The following is a 19,547-nucleotide window of genomic DNA, read 5'->3' as shown; positions in this document are numbered from 1 at the left end:
TTACTGCAGCCCTTCCGCCAGGGGACCCAGCGCGAGTACGGGGAAATAGGTGAGAGCGGTGATGATGATCGTCACGCCGAGGAGCAGGCCCACGAACAGGGGCCGGTTGGTGGGCAGGGTGCCCGCGGTGGCCGGCACCCGGTCCTGCGCGGCGAACGAGCCGGCCAGGGCCAGCACGAACACCATCGGCAGGAAGCGGCCGAGCAGCATGGCCACGCCCAGCGCGGTGTTGAACCAGGGCGTGTTCGCGGTGAGGCCGGCGAACGCGGAGCCGTTGTTATTGGCCGCAGAGGTGAAGGCGTAGAGCACCTCGGAGAGCCCGTGCAGGCCGGGATTCCAGATCGACGTGGCCTCCACATCCGCTCGCACGGCGGGGATCGCAAAGGACAGCGCGGTGCCGGCGAGCACCAGGGTCGGCGTGATCAGGATGTACAGGCTGGCCAGTTTGATCTCCCGCGGGCCGATCTTCTTGCCCAGGTACTCCGGGGTGCGGCCCACGAGCAGGCCGGCCACGAATACCGCGATCACGGCGAGGATGAGCATGCCGTAGAGGCCGGAGCCGGTGCCGCCGGGGGCGACCTCGCCGAGCATCATGTTGAGCATCGGCATCATGCCGCCGAGCGCCGTGTATGAGTCGTGCATCGAGTTGACCGCACCCGTGGAGGTGAGGGTCGTCGAGGTGGCGAACAGGGTGGAACCGAGAATGCCGAATCGGGTCTCCTTGCCCTCCATCGCACCCCCGGCCAGCCCGGGGGCGGTGCCGGCGCCGTTCAGTTCGAACAGGGTGAGGGCGGTGAGCGAGACCACGAAGATCGTGGCCATGGTGGCCAGGATGGTGTAGCCCTGCTTCTTGTCGCCCACCATGGTGCCGAAGGTGCGCGGCAGGCTGAACGGGATGGCGAGCATCAGCACGATCTCGAACAGGTTGGTGAAGCCGTTCGGGTTCTCGAACGGATGCGCCGAGTTGGCGTTGAAGAAGCCGCCGCCGTTGGTGCCGAGCTCCTTGATCGCCTCCTGGGAGGCCACCGGGCCGCCGGGGATCGACTGGGTGGCCCCGGTCAGTGTCGTGACATCGGTGAATCCGGTGAGGTTCTGGATGACGCCGCCGAAAAGCAGCACGATCGCGCCGATCACCGCCAGCGGCAGCAGCAGCCGCAGCACCCCGCGGGTGAGGTCCACCCAGAAGTTGCCGATGGTGCCCGAGCGGCGCAGCATCAGGCCCCGCACCAGGGCGATCGCCACGGCCAGGCCCACGGCGGACGAGACGAAGTTCTGCACCGCCAGCCCGGCCAGCTGCACCGTGTAGCCCAGGGTGACGTCGGGGGAGTAGGACTGCCAGTTGGTGTTGGTCACGAACGACACCGCGGTGTTGAACGAGAGGCCTTCCGGCACCGCGTCGAAGCCCAGCGAATAGGGCAGCACGGCCTGGGCGCGCTGGAGCGCGTAGACGAACAGCATTCCCACCAGCGAGAACGCGAGCACTCCGCGCAGGTACGCCGACCAGGTCTGCTGGCCGCGCGCATCCACCCCGATCAGCCGGTAGAAACCGCGCTCGACGGCGAGATCCTTGTGTGAGGTGTAGCTGGTGGCCATGTAGTCGCCGAGCGGGCGGTGCAGCACCACGAGAACGGCCACGAGGGTGAGGGCCTGCAGGATGCCCAGCCAGAGAGCCATTAGAACCGCTCCGGTTTCACGAGGGCGAAGACCAGGTAGCCGATGGCGCCCACAGCGAGTACGGCAGCCACGATGTCGAACACGATCACAGTTTCGCCACCCCCCAGGCCACAAGGCCGATCAGTGCGAACACGGCGATCACGCCGAGCACGTAGACAAGGTCGAGCATGCGATTCTCTCCATCCGTAGGCCGCCGGTGTACCGGTCGGCATCCGTGCTCCGCACGAGCACGAACCGAGTAAACACCCGTGCCGTGCCGCCCCACGGTTTCCTAACGAACCCCTAACGCCCGGCCTGCATCCGGCCGACACCGGCCGGTTTGCGCGGCCCGGCCTCGTCCTGACCGTTCACCCGACGCCGGCCCGGCATCGGGCATAACTCCTGATGGATTGCCCCGGCCGGGCCGAGCAGGCCGTTCGATCGCCGCGTCCGCGTACGACGGGATGCTGCCCGACGAGGCGATCACGACGCCCGCGCCGGTAGATGAGGAGGCCAACCTGCTGGAACCGTTCCCCACCGCGGGTTGGCTCGATGGCGGCGACCAGTTCGCGATCGTCCTGGGTGGCAGCTCGAGCTGCCCCAGCTGCCCGGTGTCGATGGTCGTCGACGACAATCGCACCCTGAGCATCGAGATCGGGCAGGGCGACGGCCCGGCCTGCACGGCCGACCTGAAGCTGCACACTCACGTGATCACGACACCGGCCGGGCTGGACCCGACCGGGGAGATCACCATCCGCTACAGCGGGTCGGAAACCGCGGTTCTCCCCGCGCTCTGAGCCCCTGCCTGGCGGGCGGAAGCGCCCGGGCGTAAAAAAGCCCCGGCACCGCTCACGCTTTGGGGGAAAGGGAGCTGGCACCGGGGCCAATCGTTGGAGTGGGGGAACTCCAGGTGTAACCGTACGCCCTGTGCGCTGAATGTGCGATGCACGCCGCCTTAGAGTTTTCTATGTGCCGGCCGTGGGCGGCACTGCTCCGGCGGTGTTCCCCGGTCGGGTGGGGCTAAATGCCGGTGCCGGCGAGTGAGCCGGTGGTCTTGTTCTCAGCCATGGCGAGGCAGAGAATTTCTCGGTCTCCGCTGTCCCAGCTGCCCTCGCTGGGGGAGAGGTAGTTGAAGTCCAGGGTGGATTCTTCGTAGGACTTGCCGATAAAGGTGGCGAACTCGGCGACACAGCGTTCCTCCGCGATCTGGGCGAGGGCCTCGTCACCGGGGAAGGCGCCATCCTCGCTCACGTCGAAGGCGAAGTAGGCCTCGTAGTCATGGGCATCCGCACACGGAATGGCCGTGACGCTCTCGACCGCGTCGGCGTCCTGGTCGTTGAAGCAGTCGCCGACCGCCAGCGAGAAGACATCGGCCTCACCGGCCTCGCTGATCTCCTGAGTCTCGGCATCCCGTGCCGCTTGCTGGGGAAACAGGTCGCTGATCGCGGTGCACCCAGAGAGGGTCAGCGCGCCGACCGAGAAAGCGGCGATGAGCAAACCGGTGCGCAGGCGTGCGGTGGTGCGGGACATAGTGGTGCCTTTCAACCGATGCTGGGGTCCAGAGCGCAGGGCGGTGTGCGCACACAGTCAGAAAATGCCACCCGATGCACGAACCCCAAGAAAATTGGCACTGGTGGCGCCTCCATCTTGGCCGACGCCGAAACACCAGCGCAAGCCACACCCGCGTCGCTCACTCGCAGGAATCGCCGAAGGTGTAGCCGCAAAAGCCCCGAAAACCCAGGCCGGAACCGAGAGTGTCCTGAGTCGCGGTTTTGTCGGCGACCGCTGCTAGTGTGTGCTCTCAGAACAGGCGGGGCATCGGCCGACCATTCGGCCGAAATCCATTCCCGCCGGTGACGAAGGGAATTCCATGAAGGCATCCGCAGAACTCGGCAGCAACCTGCAGTCGGTCCTGGTCGACCTGATCGAACTGCACGTCCAGGGCAAGCAGGCGCACTGGAGCGTCGTGGGAAAGAACTTCCGCGACCTGCACCTGCAGCTGGACGAGATCATCGACGACGCCCGAATCTTCACCGATGAGCTGGCCGAGCGGATGCGCGCCCTCGACGCCCTGCCCGACGGCCGCACGGAAACCGTCACCAAGACCACGCACCTGCCCAAGTTCCCCGCCGGCGAGGTCGACACCACCGAAACCGTGGGCCTGGTCACGGCGCTGCTCACCGCCACCGTCGACAACATCCGTGAAATTCACGAGGCTGTCGATGAAGAAGACCCGGCCAGCGCCGATATCCTGAACGGCTTCATTCTGAAGCTCGAGCAGTACATCTGGATGGTCAGCGCGGAGGACCGGAAGCCCCGGAAGCCCACCGCGAAGGACTCGACCCGCCCGGTCGGCAAGGCGTAAGTCGCCTCCGGCGGCCGGATTCGGCTAAGAATTCGGCCGCCGCCGTGACGAATGGGCGCGTGAATGCGTCATAGGTAAGACGAACACATCGCACTACCCAGTCCGCCCACCCGGCTGTGACCCGTCCGCCAGACCTGATCGGCGAGACCGAGTCGTGATCGGTAAGACGGGGCGCCCGCTCAAGGAATAGAGGATGAATCCCGTGACCCAGGTAATCGAGACAATCGACGTAGACGTTCCCGTGCGGACCGCGTACAACCAGTGGACCCAGTTCGAGTCTTTCCCGCACTTCCTCGACTTCGTCGAGAGCATCACGCAACAGGACGACACCCACACGCACTGGAAGGTGAAGATCGGTGGAGCCGAACGTGAGTTCGATGCTGAGATCACCGAGCAGCACCCCGACGAGCGCGTCGCCTGGAAGAGCATCTCCGGTGACGAGAAGCACGCCGGCGTGGTCACCTTCCACAGACTGAGCGACACGACGTCCAGGGTCACCGTGCAGCTGGACTGGGAGGCCGAAGGCCTCCTCGAGAAGGTCGGTGCCGTGTTCGGCGTCGACGACCACGTGATCCGCAAGGACCTCAAGCAGTTCAAGACCTTCGTGGAGAACCCGGCCAACCAGGCCGGCGGCTGGCGCGGAGACGTTTCCGTCTGACCCACCCGCGGTTCGCTCCATCGTCGACCCTCTGGCCGCGGTTCCCCCGCCAGACTATGCTCCGTGCGAGAGGCCTAGCATCAAGCTAGATTCCGTCTCGAGCCGTGCAACGGATGGGCCGACCGGTGACCGAACTGCAGCACACGACGGGCATTGCCCGGCATGGACGACTGAAGAGGTCCCACGCCGTGACGGGGGTGCTGAGCGCGGTGGCCCTGGGCCTGGCCGTGCTCCTCGTCAGCGGCGGGGCCGTCACGGCGTTCGCGCTCTGGCAGTTCCGCAGTGCGGTGGTCGCCAACTCGATCGACATCGACGGACCCGCCGCCGACGCCGATCCGGCCCCGGGGATCGGCAGCTACGAGAACGGTTTCAACCTGCTCATCGTCGGTGTCGACAACGACTCGGCCCAGGGCGCGACGTACGGCGTGCGGGAGACCACCCTCAACGACGTGAACATCCTGGTGCACGTGTCAGCGGACCACAGCACCGCCGTGGTCGTGAGCATCCCCAGAGATCTCGTGGTGGCGCATCCCGAATGTATCGATACCGCCACCGGCGCGGTGGTCGGCGAACTGGCCGCCGCCCCGGTGAACGAGGCGATGGGCCGCGGCGGTCTGCCCTGCGTGGTCAGCACCGTGGAAGAACTCACCGGGCTGGAGATCCCCTACGCGGGACTGACCTCATTCGCCGGTGTGGTTCGGCTCAGCGATGCCGTCGGCGGCGTGCCGATCTGCCTGTCCGAACCCGTCGACGACCCGAAGGCCGGCCTCTCCCTGCCCGCCGGCACCAGTGTCGTGTCCGGCGATACCGCCCTGGCCTTCCTGCGCAGCCGTCACGGCGTCGGCGACGGCAGCGACCTGGCCCGTATCTCGTCGCAGCAGCTGTACCTGGCCTCGCTCATGCGCACGGTGCGGGGCGACGGCACCTTGACCGATCTGCCCAGGCTGTACGCCCTGGCCAATGCGGCGGCCGGCAATATCAGTCTCTCCACGAGCCTCGCCCACACCGACACCATGGTGTCGATGGCGCTGGCGTTGGCGGACATCGACCTGGACAGGCTGGTCTTCGTGCAGTATCCGGGCACCACGGAGGATCCGGCCTTCCCCGGCAAGGTGGTTCCGCTGCAGGGCCTCGCCGACACGATGTTCGCCAAGATCGCCGCCGACGAGCCGTTCACCCTCGGTGCGGCCCCGCCCACCGACGAACCGCTCGTCCTCGGACCGCCGGCCGAGACCCCAGAGGCCCCCGGCGAAACGGATGCCGCGGCGCCGCCCGCGACACCGACACCGACCCCCGTGGCGTTGGACGGTCTCACCGGGCGCACGGCCGACGACGAGTCCTGCGCAGAGGTGAACGGCGGCTGAGCGACTACCTCAGTTCGGCCGGCTGCACGTGGTCCATGTCGTCGAAGGCCTTGTTCTCGCCTGCCATCGCCCAGACGAATGAGTAACTGCCGGTGCCGAATCCGCTGTGCAGTGACCAGCTCGGGGAGATGATCGCCTCGTTGTTGGCCACGACCAGGTGACGGCTTTCGGTCGGTTCGCCCATCAGGTGGATCACGCGGTGCTCCGGAGCGAGGTCGAAGTACAGGTAGCACTCGGTGCGACGGTCGTGGGTGTGGGCCGGCATGGTGTTCCACATGCTGCCGGTGCTCAGCACCGTGACGCCCATCACAACCTGGCAGCTCTGCACGCCATTGGCGTGGATGTACTGGTTGATGGTGCGCTCGTTGGAGGTGGTGGCGTCGCCCAGCTCGCGCACGGTGCCCTGGCCCTTGCCGACCAGCGTGGTCGGGTACGCGGTATGGGCGGTGGCGGAGAACAGGTAGAACGCGGCCGGTGCGGCCCCGTCGGCGCTGGCGAAGACCACATCCCTCACTCCGCGCCCGATATAGAGGCACGCTCCCGGCTCGAGGTCGTAGGCGATGCCGTCGACCGAGATGGTGCCGGCGCCGCCGACGTTGACGATGCCCGCCTCGCGGTTTTCGAAGAACGTGTCAGTGCGGAGCACGTCGTATCTTCCGAGCGTGATCGGGCCGGTCACCGGGCGGGCGCCGCCGAGCACGATGCGATCTTCGTGGGTGTAGGTGGCGCGGAACTCGTCATCGGCGAAGAGGTCGTCGACGAGGTAGTTCTCGCGCAGGGCCGCGGTATCGAAACTGCGGATTTGGGCGGGATTGGTGGAATGACGCAACTGCATTGTTTTTCTCATTTCCTCTGGAGGTGTGGGTCATCTGCTGGCGGATGCCGCGGCAGACCCTGACGTTCCGTCTCGCGGAACAACCTACCAGTAATTAACCGGGGAGCGGAACTCTTTTTGCGAAAATAGGACTTTAGTCCCGTTTAGATCGGGCGTGGCACACTTACTCTAAGTCTGTACCACGGCCATGCGTTCCGCCCAGCGGAATCCGCTTCTTGGCACTGAAGCTCAACGAGGAGGAACCAGTGAACGCGCACGCATCCACGCCCACCTCGCCGGCGCTCGGCGCCCGCACCAGCTTCGGCTGACCACGTCCTCCCTGCTGCCCCGGCCACGCCGGCGGCCGCGCCTGGAACCCTTCCGGCCTGCCGCTCACGGCAACGTCGCCCGCACTACCCACTGATTGCAACGGAAAGAGTGATAGCGCCCCATGAGTATCCAAGACAACATTGACGTCGTCCCGGACGCAGCGCCCGTCGTCACAGCCGATGAGGCTGAAGGAACCCTGACCGGGAAGGAGAAGGTCGCCTACGGCGTCGGTGACCTCGGTAACGGGTTCATGTTCGACCTCGGCCAGGTCTACCTGACCAAGTTCTGGATCGACACGGCCGGCATCGGCCCGGCAGTGGTGGCGCTGATCTTTGTTCTGGTCAAGCTCTTCGACGCCGTGATGGACACTGTCGCGGCGCTCTTCATCGACGGCCGCAAGGTCGGCAAGCGCGGCAAGTTCCGCCCGGTCATGATGGTCTCCGCCTGCATCCTCGCCGTGATGACCGTGGTCACTTTCACCATGCCCGACGTGGCGATGGGCTGGAAGATCGCCTTCGCCGCCGGTTCCTACGCCATCTGGGGCGCTACTTTCTCCTTCGCCAACGGACCGTACGGTTCACTCGCCTCGGTGATGACCCGCAACATCAAGGAACGCGCCCAGCTCGCCACCTCCCGCCAGGCCGGTTCGCTCGGCGCCCAGTGGATCTGCGGCATCGCCTTCATCCCGATCATGATGATGCTCGGTGGCATGACCTCCCGGAACTACATGTGGGCCGCCGTCGTCATGGCCGTGCTCGGCATCATCTGCTTCTGGATCTGCTACAAGGGCACCAAGGAACACGTCGTCGTGAACCGGGAAGCCAATAAAGAGAAGACCAGCCTCAAGGACTACGGCCGCGCCGTGCTCACCAACCGCCCGCTGCTCGGTCTCGTGCTGATGAGCCTGTTCACCATCTCCTCGATGAACGTGAACAACATGATGATGATCTTCTTCGCCGAGTTCAACCTGGGCAACATCGCCCTGATGGCCGTGCTCAACTTCGTCATGATCGGTGCCTCCATTGTGGGCATCATGTTCATCCCCAAGCTGGTCGTGCGCTTCGGCAAGAAGCGCACCGTCATGGTGAGCTTCGCCGTCGCGGTTGTCGCCAACGGTTTGAACTTCATCCTCCCGACCAACCTGTGGACGTTCATGATCCTCGTCACCATCGGGTACGTCGCACTGTCGATCCCGAACGGCATCACCTGGGCCTTCGTCTCCGACACCATCGACTACGGCGAGTGGCACACCGGCGTGCGCCGCGAAGGCATGACCTACGCCGCCTTCAGCTTCTCGCGCAAGGTCTCGCAGTCCCTCGCCGCACTGGTGGGAGCCGGCATGCTGGCCGTCTCGGGCTATGTCGCCCAGGCCACCAGCCAGTCGGAGGAGACACTGCTCGGCATCAAGGCCGTGATGACGCTGTACCCGGCGGTCGCTCTCACCATCGCCGCCGTCATCGTCTACTTCGTCTACAACGTGAGCGATGACAAGTACCGTCGCATCGCCAAGGACCTGAACGAGGGTCGTTGGGAACACGGCATCATCGGCGAGAGCACCCGCGCCACGCTCGCCACGAAGTAACCCAGCACCCATAGGAGGGGCGCCGTGTGCACGCACGGCGCCCTGTTCGTCTTTTCACTCCTCTTTCGGAAAGCAGCTCATGCGCATCGCCAGGCTTGACACTCCCACCGGCCCCCGTCACGCAGTCGCCCTGGGTGACCGCTGGCACGTGATCGCCAGCCCATTCGCCGCGCCCCTGGTCTACACCGGGGACTCGATCCCGGCCGACGAAGCTGTGCTCCTCGCATCCGTCGACCCGCGCGTGGTGGTCGGCATCGGCCACAACCAGCCGGGCCACCCCCTGCCCATGCAGGCCTGGCACAAGTCGGTGCACTCCGTCGCCGGCTCCGGCGACGACATCTACGCGGTGCGCGACGTGGGCACCGTGAACATCGAGGGCGAGCTCGCCGTCGTGATCGGCACCTCGGCCACGAACCTCACTCTCGAGAATGCCTTCGAGGCCGTACTCGGCTACACGGTGGCCAATGACGTCACCAACGTGGATCAGTGCCCGATCGACCAGCGCAACTTTCAGGGCAAGAGCGGCAAGAACTACACCCCGCTCGGCCCGTGGATCGAAACCGAACTGGCCGACCCGGAGAACGTCGCCACCGAGGTGGTCATCAACGGAGCCGTCGTGGCCAACTCGGGCTCGTTCAACCTACCCTCCTCGGTCGCTGCCACTCTCGTCTACGTGACGAAGTGGCTCACCCTCGAGCCCGGCGACGTGGTGCTCACCGGAGCCCCCGGCACCGACCTCCCCGTGCAACCGGGCGACACCGTCGACATCACCCTCGCCGGCATCGGCACCCTGAGCAACACCATCGCCTGAGCCAAAAAACCCAACTTGCCTGCCGATTCAGCGGGCGACAACAATAAGGAGCACACATGCCCAATATCACCGTTCAACTACTCGCGGGCCGCGACATCAACCAGCGCCGGGCTTTTGTTCAAGACGTCACAAACAGTGCCGTTCTGACCCTGGGCGCACGTCGCGACGACGTCCGGATCGTTTTCGAGGAGATCACGCCGGACATCGTCGCGAACGGTGGAGTCTTCGCCAGCGAAGACGAAAGCCGCGCAGAGGTCGTCAGTCGTTTCGTCCCCGAGGCCAGCTCGTAGCAACACCCGCCGGCGACGAGTCCTGCGCTCAGGCCTACAACGGCTGAGCGGACCCGCCGCCACGAGATCGCTAGCCGGTGACGACCGCGATCTCGTTCGGCGTGGTCGGCAGCTCCACAGAGGTGACGACCTTTCCGGTGGTGAGGTCGACGGCGTGCAGCGAGTTCGTGGCCGGTTCGGTCACGTAAGCGGTGCTGCCGATCACGACGAGCGCCGGGTGGGCATCCTGCCACTCGACAGGGCTCTCCCAGGCACCGATCACCGGGAAGGAATCGCCGAGCTCGCCGGTCTCGGGGTCAAGCACGTAGAGCGAGCCGTCCGAGGCCAGGATCAGGGCCTCGTCGTTCGGGCCGCGGGAAACGCCCCGCCAGGTGTATTCCACGCCGGTCGGCAGGTCGATCACCGTGGAGGTCTTGGCCACGGTGTCCACGAGCACCAGCTCGCTCAGCAGGTAGCCCTCGGAGTCGGGGTCGGAGTTGTAGTCACCCACGGCAATGGTGGAGGTCTCGGAAACGTACATATTGCCGGTGCGGCCGTAGGCGTCCGGCGCCGCGATCTTGGTGATCTTGCCGTCGTCGTAGACCAGCACGCCGTCGCTGCAGCCGAACACGGCCACCTCGTTCGCGGCCGCGCCTTCGCCGTGTACCGAGGGGCACTCGGCGTTGCGGGCGGTCTCCTCCCGGTCGGCGTTCAGCACGCGGATGCCGGTGCGAGCCTCCGAGGTGCCGACCGTGCTGAGCAGGGTGCCGTCTTCAAGCTCGATGGACACGCCGTGGTGCGCGGCTTCGGCGGGAATGACCTCGGTGGCCGGCAGTTTGTCGGGGGCTTCGAGCAACGCTGTGGTCTCGAAGATCGTGGTGTCGCCGGTGCCGTCGGCGTAGAGGATGGTCTTGTCGCCGTGCCTGACCACATGCCCGGCGGCCGGAGCCTCGAAGACCAGGTCGGTGAGCGCGGGGTCCGCGGTCTGAGCCTCGCCGGAGGAATCGGTCCAGGTGCCGGTGTCGAGCACCCGGAAACCGTCGGCGGTGGTGACCAGAACGTGCCGGCCGTCCCCGGCGGTGTTCAGTCTGTTGAACCCGGCCAGGGGCAGGTCGGCTTCGAGGTCCAGAGTGTCGCCGTCGAGCACGTAGAGCCCGCCATCGTAGGTGAGGGCGACCCGGGGCTGTGCGGCGGTCGTGGTGGTGTCGGTGGCCGAGCCGGAGTCGCGCGGGGCGGCATCCGTGGAGGCGCAGGCGGACAGGAGGATGGCCGAGGCGGCGATGACGGCTGCGAAGGCCGTGCTGCGGTGCTGTGTTCTCATGTTTTCTTTTCTGTGTTGGAGGGCGCCCGATCAGGGGGAGAGCCCGGTGGTGATGCGCTCGGTGTTGGTGCGCATCATGGTGAGGTAGCTGTCGGCGCCCGCGCCCGGTTCGCTGAGCGATTCGGTGAACAGTTCCACCACGGCCACGTTGAGGCCGGCCTCGCCGGCGAGCACTTGCACGAGCCGGTCGGGCTGGGAGGACTCGGCGAAGATGGTGGCGACGCCGGCGGTGTCGATCGCGTCGACGAGGCTCCGCAGGTCTGAGGCGCTCGGTGCGGCGAGGGTGGAGCCGCCCGGGATCACGGCCCCCACGACGGTGAAATCGAACCTGTCGGCCAGGTAGCCGAAGACGTGGTGGTTGGTGACCAGGTTGCGGCGCTCGGACCCGATGGCGGCGAAGGCCGTGGTCATCTCGGCGTCGAGGGCCTGCAGCTCGGTCGTGTAGGCCGCGGCCTGCGCCTCGATCAGGGCGGCATCGACGCCCGCCACGTCGGTCCGCACGGCCGCGGTGACGGCCTCGACGACCTCGACCATGCGGGCCGGATCGGTCCAGAAGTGCGGGTCGGCCGTGTCGCTGCCGGTGCCGCTGGCGTAGGGCAGCGGGTCGATCACGGTGCCCGCGGCAAGCATCGCCACCCCCGCCGTGTCCGCCGCGTCGAGCTGCTGTTGCAGGCCCTCCTCGAGTCCGAGACCGTTGGACACCACGAGGTCGGCGCGCAGGATGCGCGCGGCCTCCCGTGCGGAGATCTCGAACGAGTGCGGGTCGGAGTTGGGGCGCATCAGGGTGAGAACCTCGGCCTGGTCGCCGACGATGTTCCCGACGACGTCGCCGAGGATGTTGGTGGTCACCACGATGAGCGGCCGGTCGCCGGCCGGGGCGGCGCAGCCGGAGAGGGCGCCGAGGCCGACGGCGACGGCGAGGGCCAGGGAGAGGGAGCGGATGGAGCGCATCGGTCTACCGGCCCGTCTCGGCGAGGAAGCGTGGTTCGCCGTCGATGGGGAAGGTGCGGGCGATACGCGCGCCGTCGGCGTAGTCGATCTCGTAGACCAGCCCGTCGGCGGGGGCGTTCAGGTAGGCCCGGCCGGCGTCCACGGTGAGTTCGACGCCGGCGAGCAGCGCCTCGGCACCGGTGGCGGCAAGGGTAGCCGGCAGCAGCGGCTGGGTCGCGGCAAGGGTGCTGCCGGTCGCGGCCTCGAGAACGAGCACCCGGCCGTCCTCGGCGAGGGCCACGACGTGTTCGGCGGAGTCGTCGACCGCCGACACCTGCAGCAACGGGGTGTCGGTCACCAATGGCGACCAGCGGCGCTCCCGGGTGTCGAGCAGCCAGGCGCCGGTGTCGCCGGCGACGGCGGCCACGGTGGGCCGGCCGGCGCGGTTGGCGAACTCGAGGGCCCGGTCGGTGGCGGCGACGCCGGCGGGGTACGGGATGCGTTCGAAGGTGATCGTGGACTCTGCCGCCCCTTCGCCTGCGCTGGCGGTGTCCGCCGTGGCTAGCAGGGCTCCGTCGGAACAGCCGAACACCACCCCGACGGCAGTGCTGATCGTTCCGGAGAGCTCGGCGCAGTCCGCGGTCGCCCCGGCGATCGGGACGCCGGACGAAGTGAGCACCTGCACGGCGTCGATGCCGTTCGTGGCGCTGCCCGGCGCATCCGTACGCCCGGCGATCACTCGGTCGCCCACCGGCACCAGCATGCCGGGGCCTGGCTCGACGTCGATTCGGGCGAGCTCGGTGATCGTGCCGTCGCCGAGGTCGCCGGTGTCAAGGATCACGGCGGTGCCGGTGTCGGCGAAGCGCACCGTGGTGAGGGTGCCGCCGCCGGAGGTGACGCCGGCGCCGCTGCCGGTGACGGTGCCGACCACGGCAGGATCGGCCCGGTAGTAGTGCTGGTGGTCTTCGTGGTCCACGGTCCAGGCGCCGCTGTCGACGATCGTGACGGCGCCCTGCTCGGCGGCCGCGGCGAACACGAAGCGACCGTCGGTGGAGACGCCGCTCACCTGGTCGAGGGTGTTGACGGAGGTGGAGGTGCCGTCGAGCAGATCGAGCAGGTCGAGGCGGCCGGCGGAGTTGACCGTGGCGAGGTGCAGCTGCGGTTCGGCCATTTCGGCGGCGCCGGCCACGTATCCGTGCGGAGCGGTGCTTGCAGTTGGCGCGGGTGCTGGGCTCGCGGCTGGGTTGGAGCAGGCGGTGATGCCCAGCAAAGCGGCGGCGCCGAGCACGGATGCGACGGTTCGGGTGGTCAGGGGAGCGGTTGTCAGGGAACTACTGGGAGGCACTGGCGACTTTCTGGTCGGGCATGGAGGGGGCGATGGCCGGCCGTGCGGCCGTAGGGAAGGCGGAGTGCGCACGGACGAGGCTGACGAGCCGGCGCCCGGCTGCCGAGACGGCGACGAGGCCCACGGATGCGGCGGCGATCGTGGCGCCGGCTGCGGTGCCGGCATGCCAGGAGACGAGGAGCCCGACGACCACGGCTGCCGCGCCGAGCAGGGTGGCGAGCAGCATGATCGCGGGGATGCGGCGCAGCCAATGTCCGGCGGCAACGGCGGGCGCGAGCAGCAGGCCCACTACGAGCAGGGAGCCGACGGCGCCATAAGAGGCGACCACGGCCAGGGTGACCAGGCCGACCAGCACCAGCTGGGCCAGCCGCGGTCGGAGGCCCAGGGTGCGGGCGAGGCGCGGGTCGAAGGCCAGCGCCACGAAGGCACGGTGGAACAGAGCGGCCAGGACCACGGTGACGGCGAGGGCGATGGCCAGCCCGGCCAAGTCGCCGGCCTGGATGGCGAGCACGTCGCCGAACAGGATCGCGGTGAGGTCCACCGCGAAACTGCGCGAATGCGACACGATGATCACACCGAGGGCGAGCATCCCCACGAAGAGCAGGCCGATGCTGGTGTCGGAGGAGAGCCGCCCGCGGCGGGTGATCAGGCCGACACCCAGGCTCATCACCAGCGCACTCACGGCGGCGCCCGCGATCACCGGCAGGCCCAGCAGCGAGGCGAGAGCCACCCCGGGCAGCATGCCGTGCGCCATCGCCTCACCGAGGAACGCCATGCCCCGCACGACCACCCAGGTGCCCACGACGGCGCAGATCGCGGCCACGAGCACACCACCGAGGAGGGCGCGCAACATGAAATCCGCCGAGAGCGGGTCGGTGAGCCAGGTCATGACAGCGACTCTAACTGATAATGGTTCTCATTATTGATACGATGGGTGCATGCAACCCACCCGGACCTCCCCTCAGATCCCCGTGAATCCGCCGCGGATCACCGTCCGGAACATCCGGGTGACTCATGGGCACACCGTTGCCCTCGACGGCGTGTCGGCCGCTATCGAGCCCGGCCGGGTGACCGCTCTGGCCGGCGCGAACGGGTCGGGCAAGTCCAGCCTGCTCGGGGTCCTGGCCGGAATCCAACCCTGGCAGGCAGGCGAGCGCCACGCGGTGGGCGCCGGCCGGATCGCGATGGTGGTGCAGCGGAGCACGGCCCCCGACACGCTGCCGCTGACCGTGCTCGAGACCGTGAGCATGGGGAGGTGGGCACGCCGGGGCCTGTGGCGGCCGCTGTCCGGCGAGGATCGCGCCATCATCGCCGACAGTATCCGCGCCCTCGGCCTGACCGGGCTCGAGCGGCGCTCGCTCGGGGAGCTCTCCGGCGGCCAGCGCCAGCGCGCCCTGGTGGCCCAGGGGCTTGCCCAACGGGCGGATGTGCTGTTGCTCGACGAACCTGCCGCCGGGCTCGACGGTGACGCGCTGCTGCTCATCGACCTGGCCATCCGCGCCGAGGCCGACCGGGGCGTCGCCGTCGTCTGCGCCACCCATGACCCTGCGGTGATTCGCCGAGCCGACCGGGTAATTCGGTTAGCGGCGGGTGTCGTCGTCAGCCACGCAGCCACGGGGGAGCATGGCGAGAGGAGTTGACGCGGCGGCGCTCAGCCGGCCTGAGCCCAGGCCTCGCGCAGGCAGGCGAGCACGCCGGGTTCGAGATCGTCCGCGGAGTGCAGCTCGAGATGGTGCATGAAGTGGTTGAGCGTGGGCTCGACCACCTCCTTCCACCGCGACGAGGTGTCGAACCGGTCCAGGTCGACGGTGAGCACGAGCGGGGCCACGCTGCCGGAGAGGTACTGGCCCGGTAGCCAGGTCCACGCGAAGGAGCGTTGCCGGCGGAATGCGATCTGGCTCGTCGTCACGCGGACCTCGGCGTCACCGATCGACAGGACGGCCGCAGAGACCGCATCGAAGAGCGTCCGCGCGAGCGGATCGCGGCCCGCGAAGTACTGCTCGAGCGGGATGGTCTTCGCCAGTGCGGTCATGTGCGCCAGGGTAGCCCCGTCCGCCCGGTTGCGCCCGGTTGCACCCGAACCGCCGGTTGCGCCAGCACCCGCACCTCTGGTTGAGCTTGCACCCGCTGGTTGAACCTGCACCCGCTGGATGAGCCTGTCGAAACCGGGTGAGTTGCCCGCCCAGACCCGCCACGGGCGCCCCGACGGGAGTAGCTTGGCCGCGGTAGGGCCGGCGGCCCGGCGCATCCGGGCAGCGCGGGTGCGCATCCACTAGCTGAGGAATGACCCGCCATGTTGCGAAAACTGGGCGTGAGCGTCGCCCGCCACCGTCTCATCGCCCTGCTGTGCTGGGCGGTGGCGCTCGCCGCCTGCCTGGCCACGGCCCTGCTCGGGGTCACCGGGGAGAGTCTCTTCCAACGGCTGTCCAGCGCAGGCCCGTCGGTGGACGGTGAGGCCCAAACCGCCACCGACCTGATCGAGGGCCCGGCCGACCAGCAGACCGAATCACTCTCCTTGCTTGTGCACCCCACCGACCTGGCCTCACCCGACCTCGCCGCGATCCTCGACTCCGCCACCCTGCGGCTCGAACAGGTCGACGGGGTGGCCCAGGTGGTCAATCCGCTCGTCATCCCACCGCTGCCCGACGGAAGCCCCAACCCGGCGGCCGCGCCACTGCTCTCCGCCGACGGTGCGGGGATGCTCCTGACCGTGGCCATGGACACCACAGACGGAACCGTCAGCGACCCGCTGCTCACCTACGTTCAGCGCCGCCTCCAGGTGGCCGCCGACGAGATCGGCCAACTGGACCCCAACGCCCAGGTGGAGGTCGGCGGAGCGCCCCTGATCGTGGAGTCCCTCGTCGCCGTCGCCGAGTCAGACCTGCAGAAGGGCGAACTGATCGCGCTGCCGATCGCGCTGCTGGTGATGCTGATCATCTTCGGCGGTTTCCTCGCCGCCGGCATCCCGCTGGTCGGTGCGATCGCGTCGATCATCGGGGCGCTCGGGATGCTCTACGCCTTCACCTACGTGTCGGACATCGGCATCACGGTGATGAACGTGATCACCGTGATCGGGCTCGGCCTGTCCATCGACTACGGCCTGCTGATGGTCAGCCGGTTCCGGGAGGAGTTCCGGGCCCGGGTGGGCGGCGGCGGCCCCGGCGCTCCGCCGGGCCCGCACGGCGAGCCGTTCGCGGACCTGCCGCCGCTGAAAACCGGGGAGCTGGCCACCCTCCCGCACCACCGTCACAGTCGTCACGAACTGATGCTCCAGGCCGTTGGCGCCACGGTCAACACGGCCGGACGCACCGTGTTGTACTCCGGGCTGACTTTCGCGATCGCCACCGCGGGGCTGCTCGTGTTCGAACCGTCGATCATCCGGGCCATCGCCATTGGCGCCATCTGCGTGGTGCTCATCGCCATCCTCACCGCGCTGGTCATGGTGCCGGCGCTGCTCGGCTACCTCGGCGAACGGCTGGTGCAGCCCGGCGTGCTCACCCGCATCCCCGGAGTCGGCCGGTGGCTCACCCGCTTCGGCGACATCGCGCCGGAGGAAGGCGTCTTCTCCAAGCTGGCCCGGCTCGTGCAGCGGGCGCCGGTGCTCGTCGCGCTCGGCGGCACCGCCGTGCTCCTTCTGCTGAGCAGCCCCGTGCTGTCGATGACGGTCGCCAACAGCGCCGACGACGCCATCCCGCCCTCGTCCACCCAATACGACTTCATCACCACCCTGAACGAGGAGTTCCCGCTGGCAACCGCGCCGCGGGTGCTGCTGGTGTCGAACACCGACGAGGCCGCAGCGGTCGCCTGGGCGACCGAGGTCGCCACCCTGCCCGGGGTGACTTATGTGGCGCCGCCGGTCGACCAGAACGGCCACTGGGTGTCCAGGGTGGAGGTCGACACCCACCAGGGCGACGACGTGGTGCGCCTGATCCGCGCCGACCGGCCGGCCTTCGACAACTGGGTCGCCGGCGCCGACGCGCAGGCCGTCGACTACCTCGACTCGCTGGCCGGGGGAGCGCCCTGGGCGGTGCTGATCATCGCCCTCGCCACCTTCGTGCTGCTGTTCCTGATGACCGGATCGGTGATCATCCCGCTCACCGCCCTGGTGATCAGCGCGATCTCGCTGGGCGCGGCCGCCGGCGTCCTGGTCTGGGGGTTCCAGGAGGGCAACCTGTCCGGCCTGCTCAACTTCGACCCCGTCACCATCTCCGGCGTCGACGCCCTCGTGCTCACCCTGGTGCTCACCTTCGGGTTCGGCCTCGCCATGGACTACGAGATGTTCCTGCTCGCCCGGATCAAGGAGCACCACGACCGCGGCGAGAGCACCCGCTTGTCCATCGAGACCGGCCTGCAGAGCTCCGGCCGTATCATCACCTCGGCCGCGCTGATCATCGTGCTGGTCTTCGCGGGCTTCGCCACCGGGGAGCTGATGCAGATGAAACAGATCGGCACGGCCCTGGCCGTGGCGGTGCTGCTGGATGCGACGCTGGTGAGGATCGTGCTCGTGCCCGCCGTGATGACCTCCCTCGAGCGAGTCCTCTGGTGGGCCCCGCGCTGGACCGCCCCCATCCACACCCGCTTCGGCCTCAGCGAATAGCAACACGTGACGCGCACGGGCCCGGCCGGGCCGGCGTGGTTGACTTGCGGCATGGCTACTCGGGGGCGCACGGCGCAGGACCGCGCCCCGGGCGGTGCCGGTCCGTTCGCCTTCGCGCCGTTCCGCTGGCTGCTCACCGCCCGCACCATCGCCACCCTGGGCAACGCCGCCGCCCCGATCGCCCTCGCCTTCGCGGTGCTCGACCTCACCGGGTCCGCGGTGGACCTCGGCATCGTCGTAGCCAGCCGCTCCCTAGCCAACGTGGCCGTGCTGCTGTTCGGCGGGGTGATCGCCGACCGGCTGCCCAAGCACCTGCTGCTCGTGGGCACCTCCCTCGCGGCCGCGGCCACCCAGGCCGTGGTGGCCGTGCTCGTCCTGTCGGGCTCGGCCACCATCCCGTTGCTCGTGGTCCTCAGCATCCTCAACGGGGCCGTGGCCGCCGTCAGCTTTCCGGCCTCGGCCGCGATCGTGCCGCAGACCGTGCCGGTCACCGAGTTGCGCCCGGCCAACGCTCTGCTGCGGCTGAGCCTCAACGGCGGCGCGATCCTCGGTGCCAGCCTCGGCGCGATCCTGATCGCGGCGGTCGGGCCCGGCTGGGGACTCGCGCTGAATGCCGCATCCTTCGCCCTGGCCGGCATCGTCTTCGCGTTCGTTCGCACGCCCAACGCGCAGCGCACCGTCGCTACCGGCGCCGCCGCGCCCCCGGCCAGCGTCTTCCGGGAGCTGCGGGAGGGCTGGCAGGAGTTCTCCAGCCGCACCTGGGTGTGGGTGGTCGTGGCCCAGTTCGCCCTCGTGAACGCCGCGTTTGTGGGAGCGATCGCGGTTCTCGGCCCGCTCGTGGCCGACGAGAGCTTCGGCCGCGCCGCCTGGGGCCTGATCATCGCCGCCGAAACCGTGGGCCTCGCTCTCGGCGGGATGCTCGCGCTGCGCTGGCGACCCCGGCACGCCCTGGGCATCGGGGTGGGTCTGGTCGCGGTGACGGCCTTGCCCATCGTGGGACTCGCGCTGGTGCCGTTGGTGCCGCTGCTCGTCATCGCCTTCCTCATCGGCGGGATGGCCATCGAGCAGTTCGGGGTGGCCTGGGACCAGTCGCTGCAGCAGAACATTCCGCAAGACAAGCTCGCCCGGGTGTACTCCTACGACGCGGTCGGCTCGTTCATCGCCATCCCGGTGGGGGAGATCCTGGTGGGACCGCTCGCGCATGCCTGGGGCACCACGCCGGTGCTGCTCGGCTGCGCCGCGGTGATCGTGGTCGCGAGCCTCGCGGCGCTCTCCGTCCGCAGCGTCCGCCGGCTCACCGTCGGCGTGCCCACGGCCGATGCCGCGCCCGCCCAGGCTGCCGGCACCGATGCTGCTGTGCCTGCCGACCCCGCTCCAAGCCAGCCTTAACTGTTCCTGTTGCGGACATTTGCACCCGGTACGCCGGGGGTGGATTCAACTGGTCGATGCAACACCGCTGTTTTCTTGGTCTGAGAGTAGCTGATGCAGGGCTTCTCGCGGGGTGGCTG

At 68.3% G+C, this 19,547-nt stretch carries 19 protein-coding genes; 10 read left to right on the top strand and 9 right to left on the bottom strand.

Annotation, left to right across the window (positions count from 1 at the left end; translation table 11 throughout):
* Complete coding sequence (gene kdpA, locus E3T19_RS08635; protein ID WP_134408607.1) at positions 1-1,674, bottom strand: potassium-transporting ATPase subunit KdpA; 1,674 nt, start codon at positions 1,672-1,674, stop codon at positions 1-3.
* The gene (gene kdpF, locus E3T19_RS08630) at positions 1,674-1,763 is read right to left on the bottom strand and encodes a K(+)-transporting ATPase subunit F (protein WP_103430925.1); all 90 of its coding nucleotides are present in this window, start codon (positions 1,761-1,763) and stop codon (positions 1,674-1,676) included. The genes kdpA and kdpF overlap by 1 nt, the downstream gene beginning before the upstream one ends.
* Positions 1,764-2,063: 300 nt before the next feature.
* Between kdpF and E3T19_RS08620 the strand changes: the two genes are divergently transcribed.
* The gene (locus E3T19_RS08620; RefSeq protein ID WP_134408606.1) at positions 2,064-2,450 is read left to right on the top strand and encodes a hypothetical protein; all 387 of its coding nucleotides are present in this window, start codon (positions 2,064-2,066) and stop codon (positions 2,448-2,450) included.
* A 223-nt stretch (positions 2,451-2,673) separates the two neighbouring features.
* Here the strand turns inward: E3T19_RS08620 and E3T19_RS08615 are convergent, their stop codons facing one another.
* Positions 2,674-3,183: a septum formation family protein gene (locus E3T19_RS08615; protein ID WP_088457704.1), complete on the bottom strand. Its 510-nt coding sequence runs from the start codon at positions 3,181-3,183 to the stop codon at positions 2,674-2,676.
* A 340-nt stretch (positions 3,184-3,523) separates the two neighbouring features.
* Here E3T19_RS08615 and E3T19_RS08610 point away from each other — a divergent pair, with 340 nt between their 5' ends.
* The 3 genes from E3T19_RS08610 to E3T19_RS08600 all read left to right on the top strand — a co-directional run bounded on the left by E3T19_RS08610 (position 3,524) and on the right by E3T19_RS08600 (position 6,040).
* Positions 3,524-4,018, top strand: coding sequence for a Dps family protein (locus E3T19_RS08610; RefSeq protein WP_088457703.1), 495 nt, complete (start codon positions 3,524-3,526; stop codon positions 4,016-4,018).
* Between the two features lie 202 nt (positions 4,019-4,220).
* A complete protein-coding gene (locus E3T19_RS08605) occupies positions 4,221-4,676 on the top strand; it encodes an SRPBCC family protein (protein WP_134408605.1) in 456 nt (151 codons plus the stop codon).
* 125 nt (positions 4,677-4,801) lie between these two features.
* A complete protein-coding gene (locus tag E3T19_RS08600) occupies positions 4,802-6,040 on the top strand; it encodes an LCP family protein (RefSeq protein WP_241980093.1) in 1,239 nt (412 codons plus the stop codon).
* Positions 6,041-6,044: 4 nt separating this feature from the next.
* Here E3T19_RS08600 and kduI read toward each other — a convergent pair whose 3' ends face one another.
* The gene (gene kduI / locus E3T19_RS08595; protein ID WP_088457701.1) at positions 6,045-6,875 is read right to left on the bottom strand and encodes a 5-dehydro-4-deoxy-D-glucuronate isomerase; all 831 of its coding nucleotides are present in this window, start codon (positions 6,873-6,875) and stop codon (positions 6,045-6,047) included.
* Between the two features lie 430 nt (positions 6,876-7,305).
* Here kduI and E3T19_RS08590 point away from each other — a divergent pair, with 430 nt between their 5' ends.
* The 3 genes from E3T19_RS08590 to E3T19_RS08580 all read left to right on the top strand — a co-directional run bounded on the left by E3T19_RS08590 (position 7,306) and on the right by E3T19_RS08580 (position 9,867).
* On the top strand, positions 7,306-8,766 hold the full coding sequence (locus E3T19_RS08590; RefSeq protein ID WP_088457700.1) for a glycoside-pentoside-hexuronide (GPH):cation symporter: 1,461 nt from the start codon (positions 7,306-7,308) through the stop codon (positions 8,764-8,766).
* A gap of 79 nt (positions 8,767-8,845) precedes the next feature.
* The gene (locus E3T19_RS08585; protein ID WP_088457699.1) at positions 8,846-9,577 is read left to right on the top strand and encodes a fumarylacetoacetate hydrolase family protein; all 732 of its coding nucleotides are present in this window, start codon (positions 8,846-8,848) and stop codon (positions 9,575-9,577) included.
* A gap of 56 nt (positions 9,578-9,633) precedes the next feature.
* Positions 9,634-9,867, top strand: a complete 234-nt coding sequence (locus tag E3T19_RS08580; RefSeq protein WP_103460201.1) for a tautomerase family protein — start codon at positions 9,634-9,636, stop codon at positions 9,865-9,867.
* 70 nt (positions 9,868-9,937) lie between these two features.
* On the opposite strand, the gene aztD is transcribed toward E3T19_RS08580, so the two are convergent.
* From aztD to aztB, 4 genes are read right to left on the bottom strand one after another with little or no spacing between them, the layout of a single operon-like run.
* Positions 9,938-11,167 (bottom strand): zinc metallochaperone AztD, encoded by a 1,230-nt coding sequence (gene aztD, locus E3T19_RS08575; RefSeq protein ID WP_134408603.1) that lies wholly within the window; start codon positions 11,165-11,167, stop codon positions 9,938-9,940.
* Between the two features lie 30 nt (positions 11,168-11,197).
* Positions 11,198-12,118 (bottom strand): zinc ABC transporter substrate-binding protein AztC, encoded by a 921-nt coding sequence (gene aztC, locus E3T19_RS08570; RefSeq protein ID WP_134408602.1) that lies wholly within the window; start codon positions 12,116-12,118, stop codon positions 11,198-11,200.
* 4 nt (positions 12,119-12,122) lie between these two features.
* On the bottom strand, positions 12,123-13,442 hold the full coding sequence (locus E3T19_RS08565) for an ABC transporter (protein WP_134408601.1): 1,320 nt from the start codon (positions 13,440-13,442) through the stop codon (positions 12,123-12,125).
* Entirely contained in the window at positions 13,429-14,331 is a 903-nt protein-coding gene (gene aztB / locus E3T19_RS08560) for a zinc ABC transporter permease AztB (RefSeq protein ID WP_134408600.1), read from the bottom strand. The genes E3T19_RS08565 and aztB overlap by 14 nt, the downstream gene beginning before the upstream one ends.
* 49 nt (positions 14,332-14,380) lie before the next feature.
* On the opposite strand from aztB, the gene aztA reads away from it, so the two are divergent.
* Positions 14,381-15,082 carry a zinc ABC transporter ATP-binding protein AztA gene (aztA, locus tag E3T19_RS08555; RefSeq protein ID WP_134408599.1) on the top strand — a complete coding sequence of 234 codons (702 nt, stop codon included), beginning with the start codon at positions 14,381-14,383 and terminating at the stop codon, positions 15,080-15,082.
* Positions 15,083-15,093: 11 nt separating this feature from the next.
* Here the strand turns inward: aztA and E3T19_RS08550 are convergent, their stop codons facing one another.
* Entirely contained in the window at positions 15,094-15,474 is a 381-nt protein-coding gene (locus E3T19_RS08550) for a DUF5655 domain-containing protein (RefSeq protein ID WP_088457692.1), read from the bottom strand.
* A 261-nt stretch (positions 15,475-15,735) separates the two neighbouring features.
* Between E3T19_RS08550 and E3T19_RS08545 the strand changes: the two genes are divergently transcribed.
* Together E3T19_RS08545 and E3T19_RS08540 are read left to right on the top strand one after the other, a co-directional pair.
* Positions 15,736-18,039: an MMPL family transporter gene (locus E3T19_RS08545; RefSeq protein ID WP_134408598.1), complete on the top strand. Its 2,304-nt coding sequence runs from the start codon at positions 15,736-15,738 to the stop codon at positions 18,037-18,039.
* 51 nt (positions 18,040-18,090) lie between these two features.
* The gene (locus tag E3T19_RS08540; protein ID WP_088457690.1) at positions 18,091-19,428 is read left to right on the top strand and encodes an MFS transporter; all 1,338 of its coding nucleotides are present in this window, start codon (positions 18,091-18,093) and stop codon (positions 19,426-19,428) included.
* Positions 19,429-19,547 lie beyond the last annotated feature (119 nt).

The sequence above is a fragment of the Cryobacterium sp. TMT4-31 genome (assembly GCF_004403385.1).
GTDB classification, from domain to species: domain Bacteria; phylum Actinomycetota; class Actinomycetes; order Actinomycetales; family Microbacteriaceae; genus Cryobacterium; species Cryobacterium zongtaii.
Note: the sequence above shows the minus strand (reverse complement) of the source record. Positions and strands in the feature narration are given on the sequence as shown.

Coding starts and splice junctions, on each gene's coding strand:
- kdpA (WP_134408607.1), bottom strand. CDS start 1,674: ATGGCTCTCTGGCTGGGCATCCTGCAGGCCCTCACCCTCGTGGCCGTT.
- E3T19_RS08615 (WP_088457704.1), bottom strand. CDS start 3,183: ATGTCCCGCACCACCGCACGCCTGCGCACCGGTTTGCTCATCGCCGCT.
- E3T19_RS08610 (WP_088457703.1), top strand. CDS start 3,524: ATGAAGGCATCCGCAGAACTCGGCAGCAACCTGCAGTCGGTCCTGGTC.
- kduI (WP_088457701.1), bottom strand. CDS start 6,875: ATGCAGTTGCGTCATTCCACCAATCCCGCCCAAATCCGCAGTTTCGAT.
- E3T19_RS08590 (WP_088457700.1), top strand. CDS start 7,306: ATGAGTATCCAAGACAACATTGACGTCGTCCCGGACGCAGCGCCCGTC.
- E3T19_RS08585 (WP_088457699.1), top strand. CDS start 8,846: ATGCGCATCGCCAGGCTTGACACTCCCACCGGCCCCCGTCACGCAGTC.
- E3T19_RS08580 (WP_103460201.1), top strand. CDS start 9,634: ATGCCCAATATCACCGTTCAACTACTCGCGGGCCGCGACATCAACCAG.
- aztD (WP_134408603.1), bottom strand. CDS start 11,167: ATGAGAACACAGCACCGCAGCACGGCCTTCGCAGCCGTCATCGCCGCC.
- aztC (WP_134408602.1), bottom strand. CDS start 12,118: ATGCGCTCCATCCGCTCCCTCTCCCTGGCCCTCGCCGTCGCCGTCGGC.
- aztB (WP_134408600.1), bottom strand. CDS start 14,331: ATGACCTGGCTCACCGACCCGCTCTCGGCGGATTTCATGTTGCGCGCC.
- aztA (WP_134408599.1), top strand. CDS start 14,381: ATGCAACCCACCCGGACCTCCCCTCAGATCCCCGTGAATCCGCCGCGG.
- E3T19_RS08550 (WP_088457692.1), bottom strand. CDS start 15,474: ATGACCGCACTGGCGAAGACCATCCCGCTCGAGCAGTACTTCGCGGGC.
- E3T19_RS08545 (WP_134408598.1), top strand. CDS start 15,736: ATGTTGCGAAAACTGGGCGTGAGCGTCGCCCGCCACCGTCTCATCGCC.
- E3T19_RS08540 (WP_088457690.1), top strand. CDS start 18,091: ATGGCTACTCGGGGGCGCACGGCGCAGGACCGCGCCCCGGGCGGTGCC.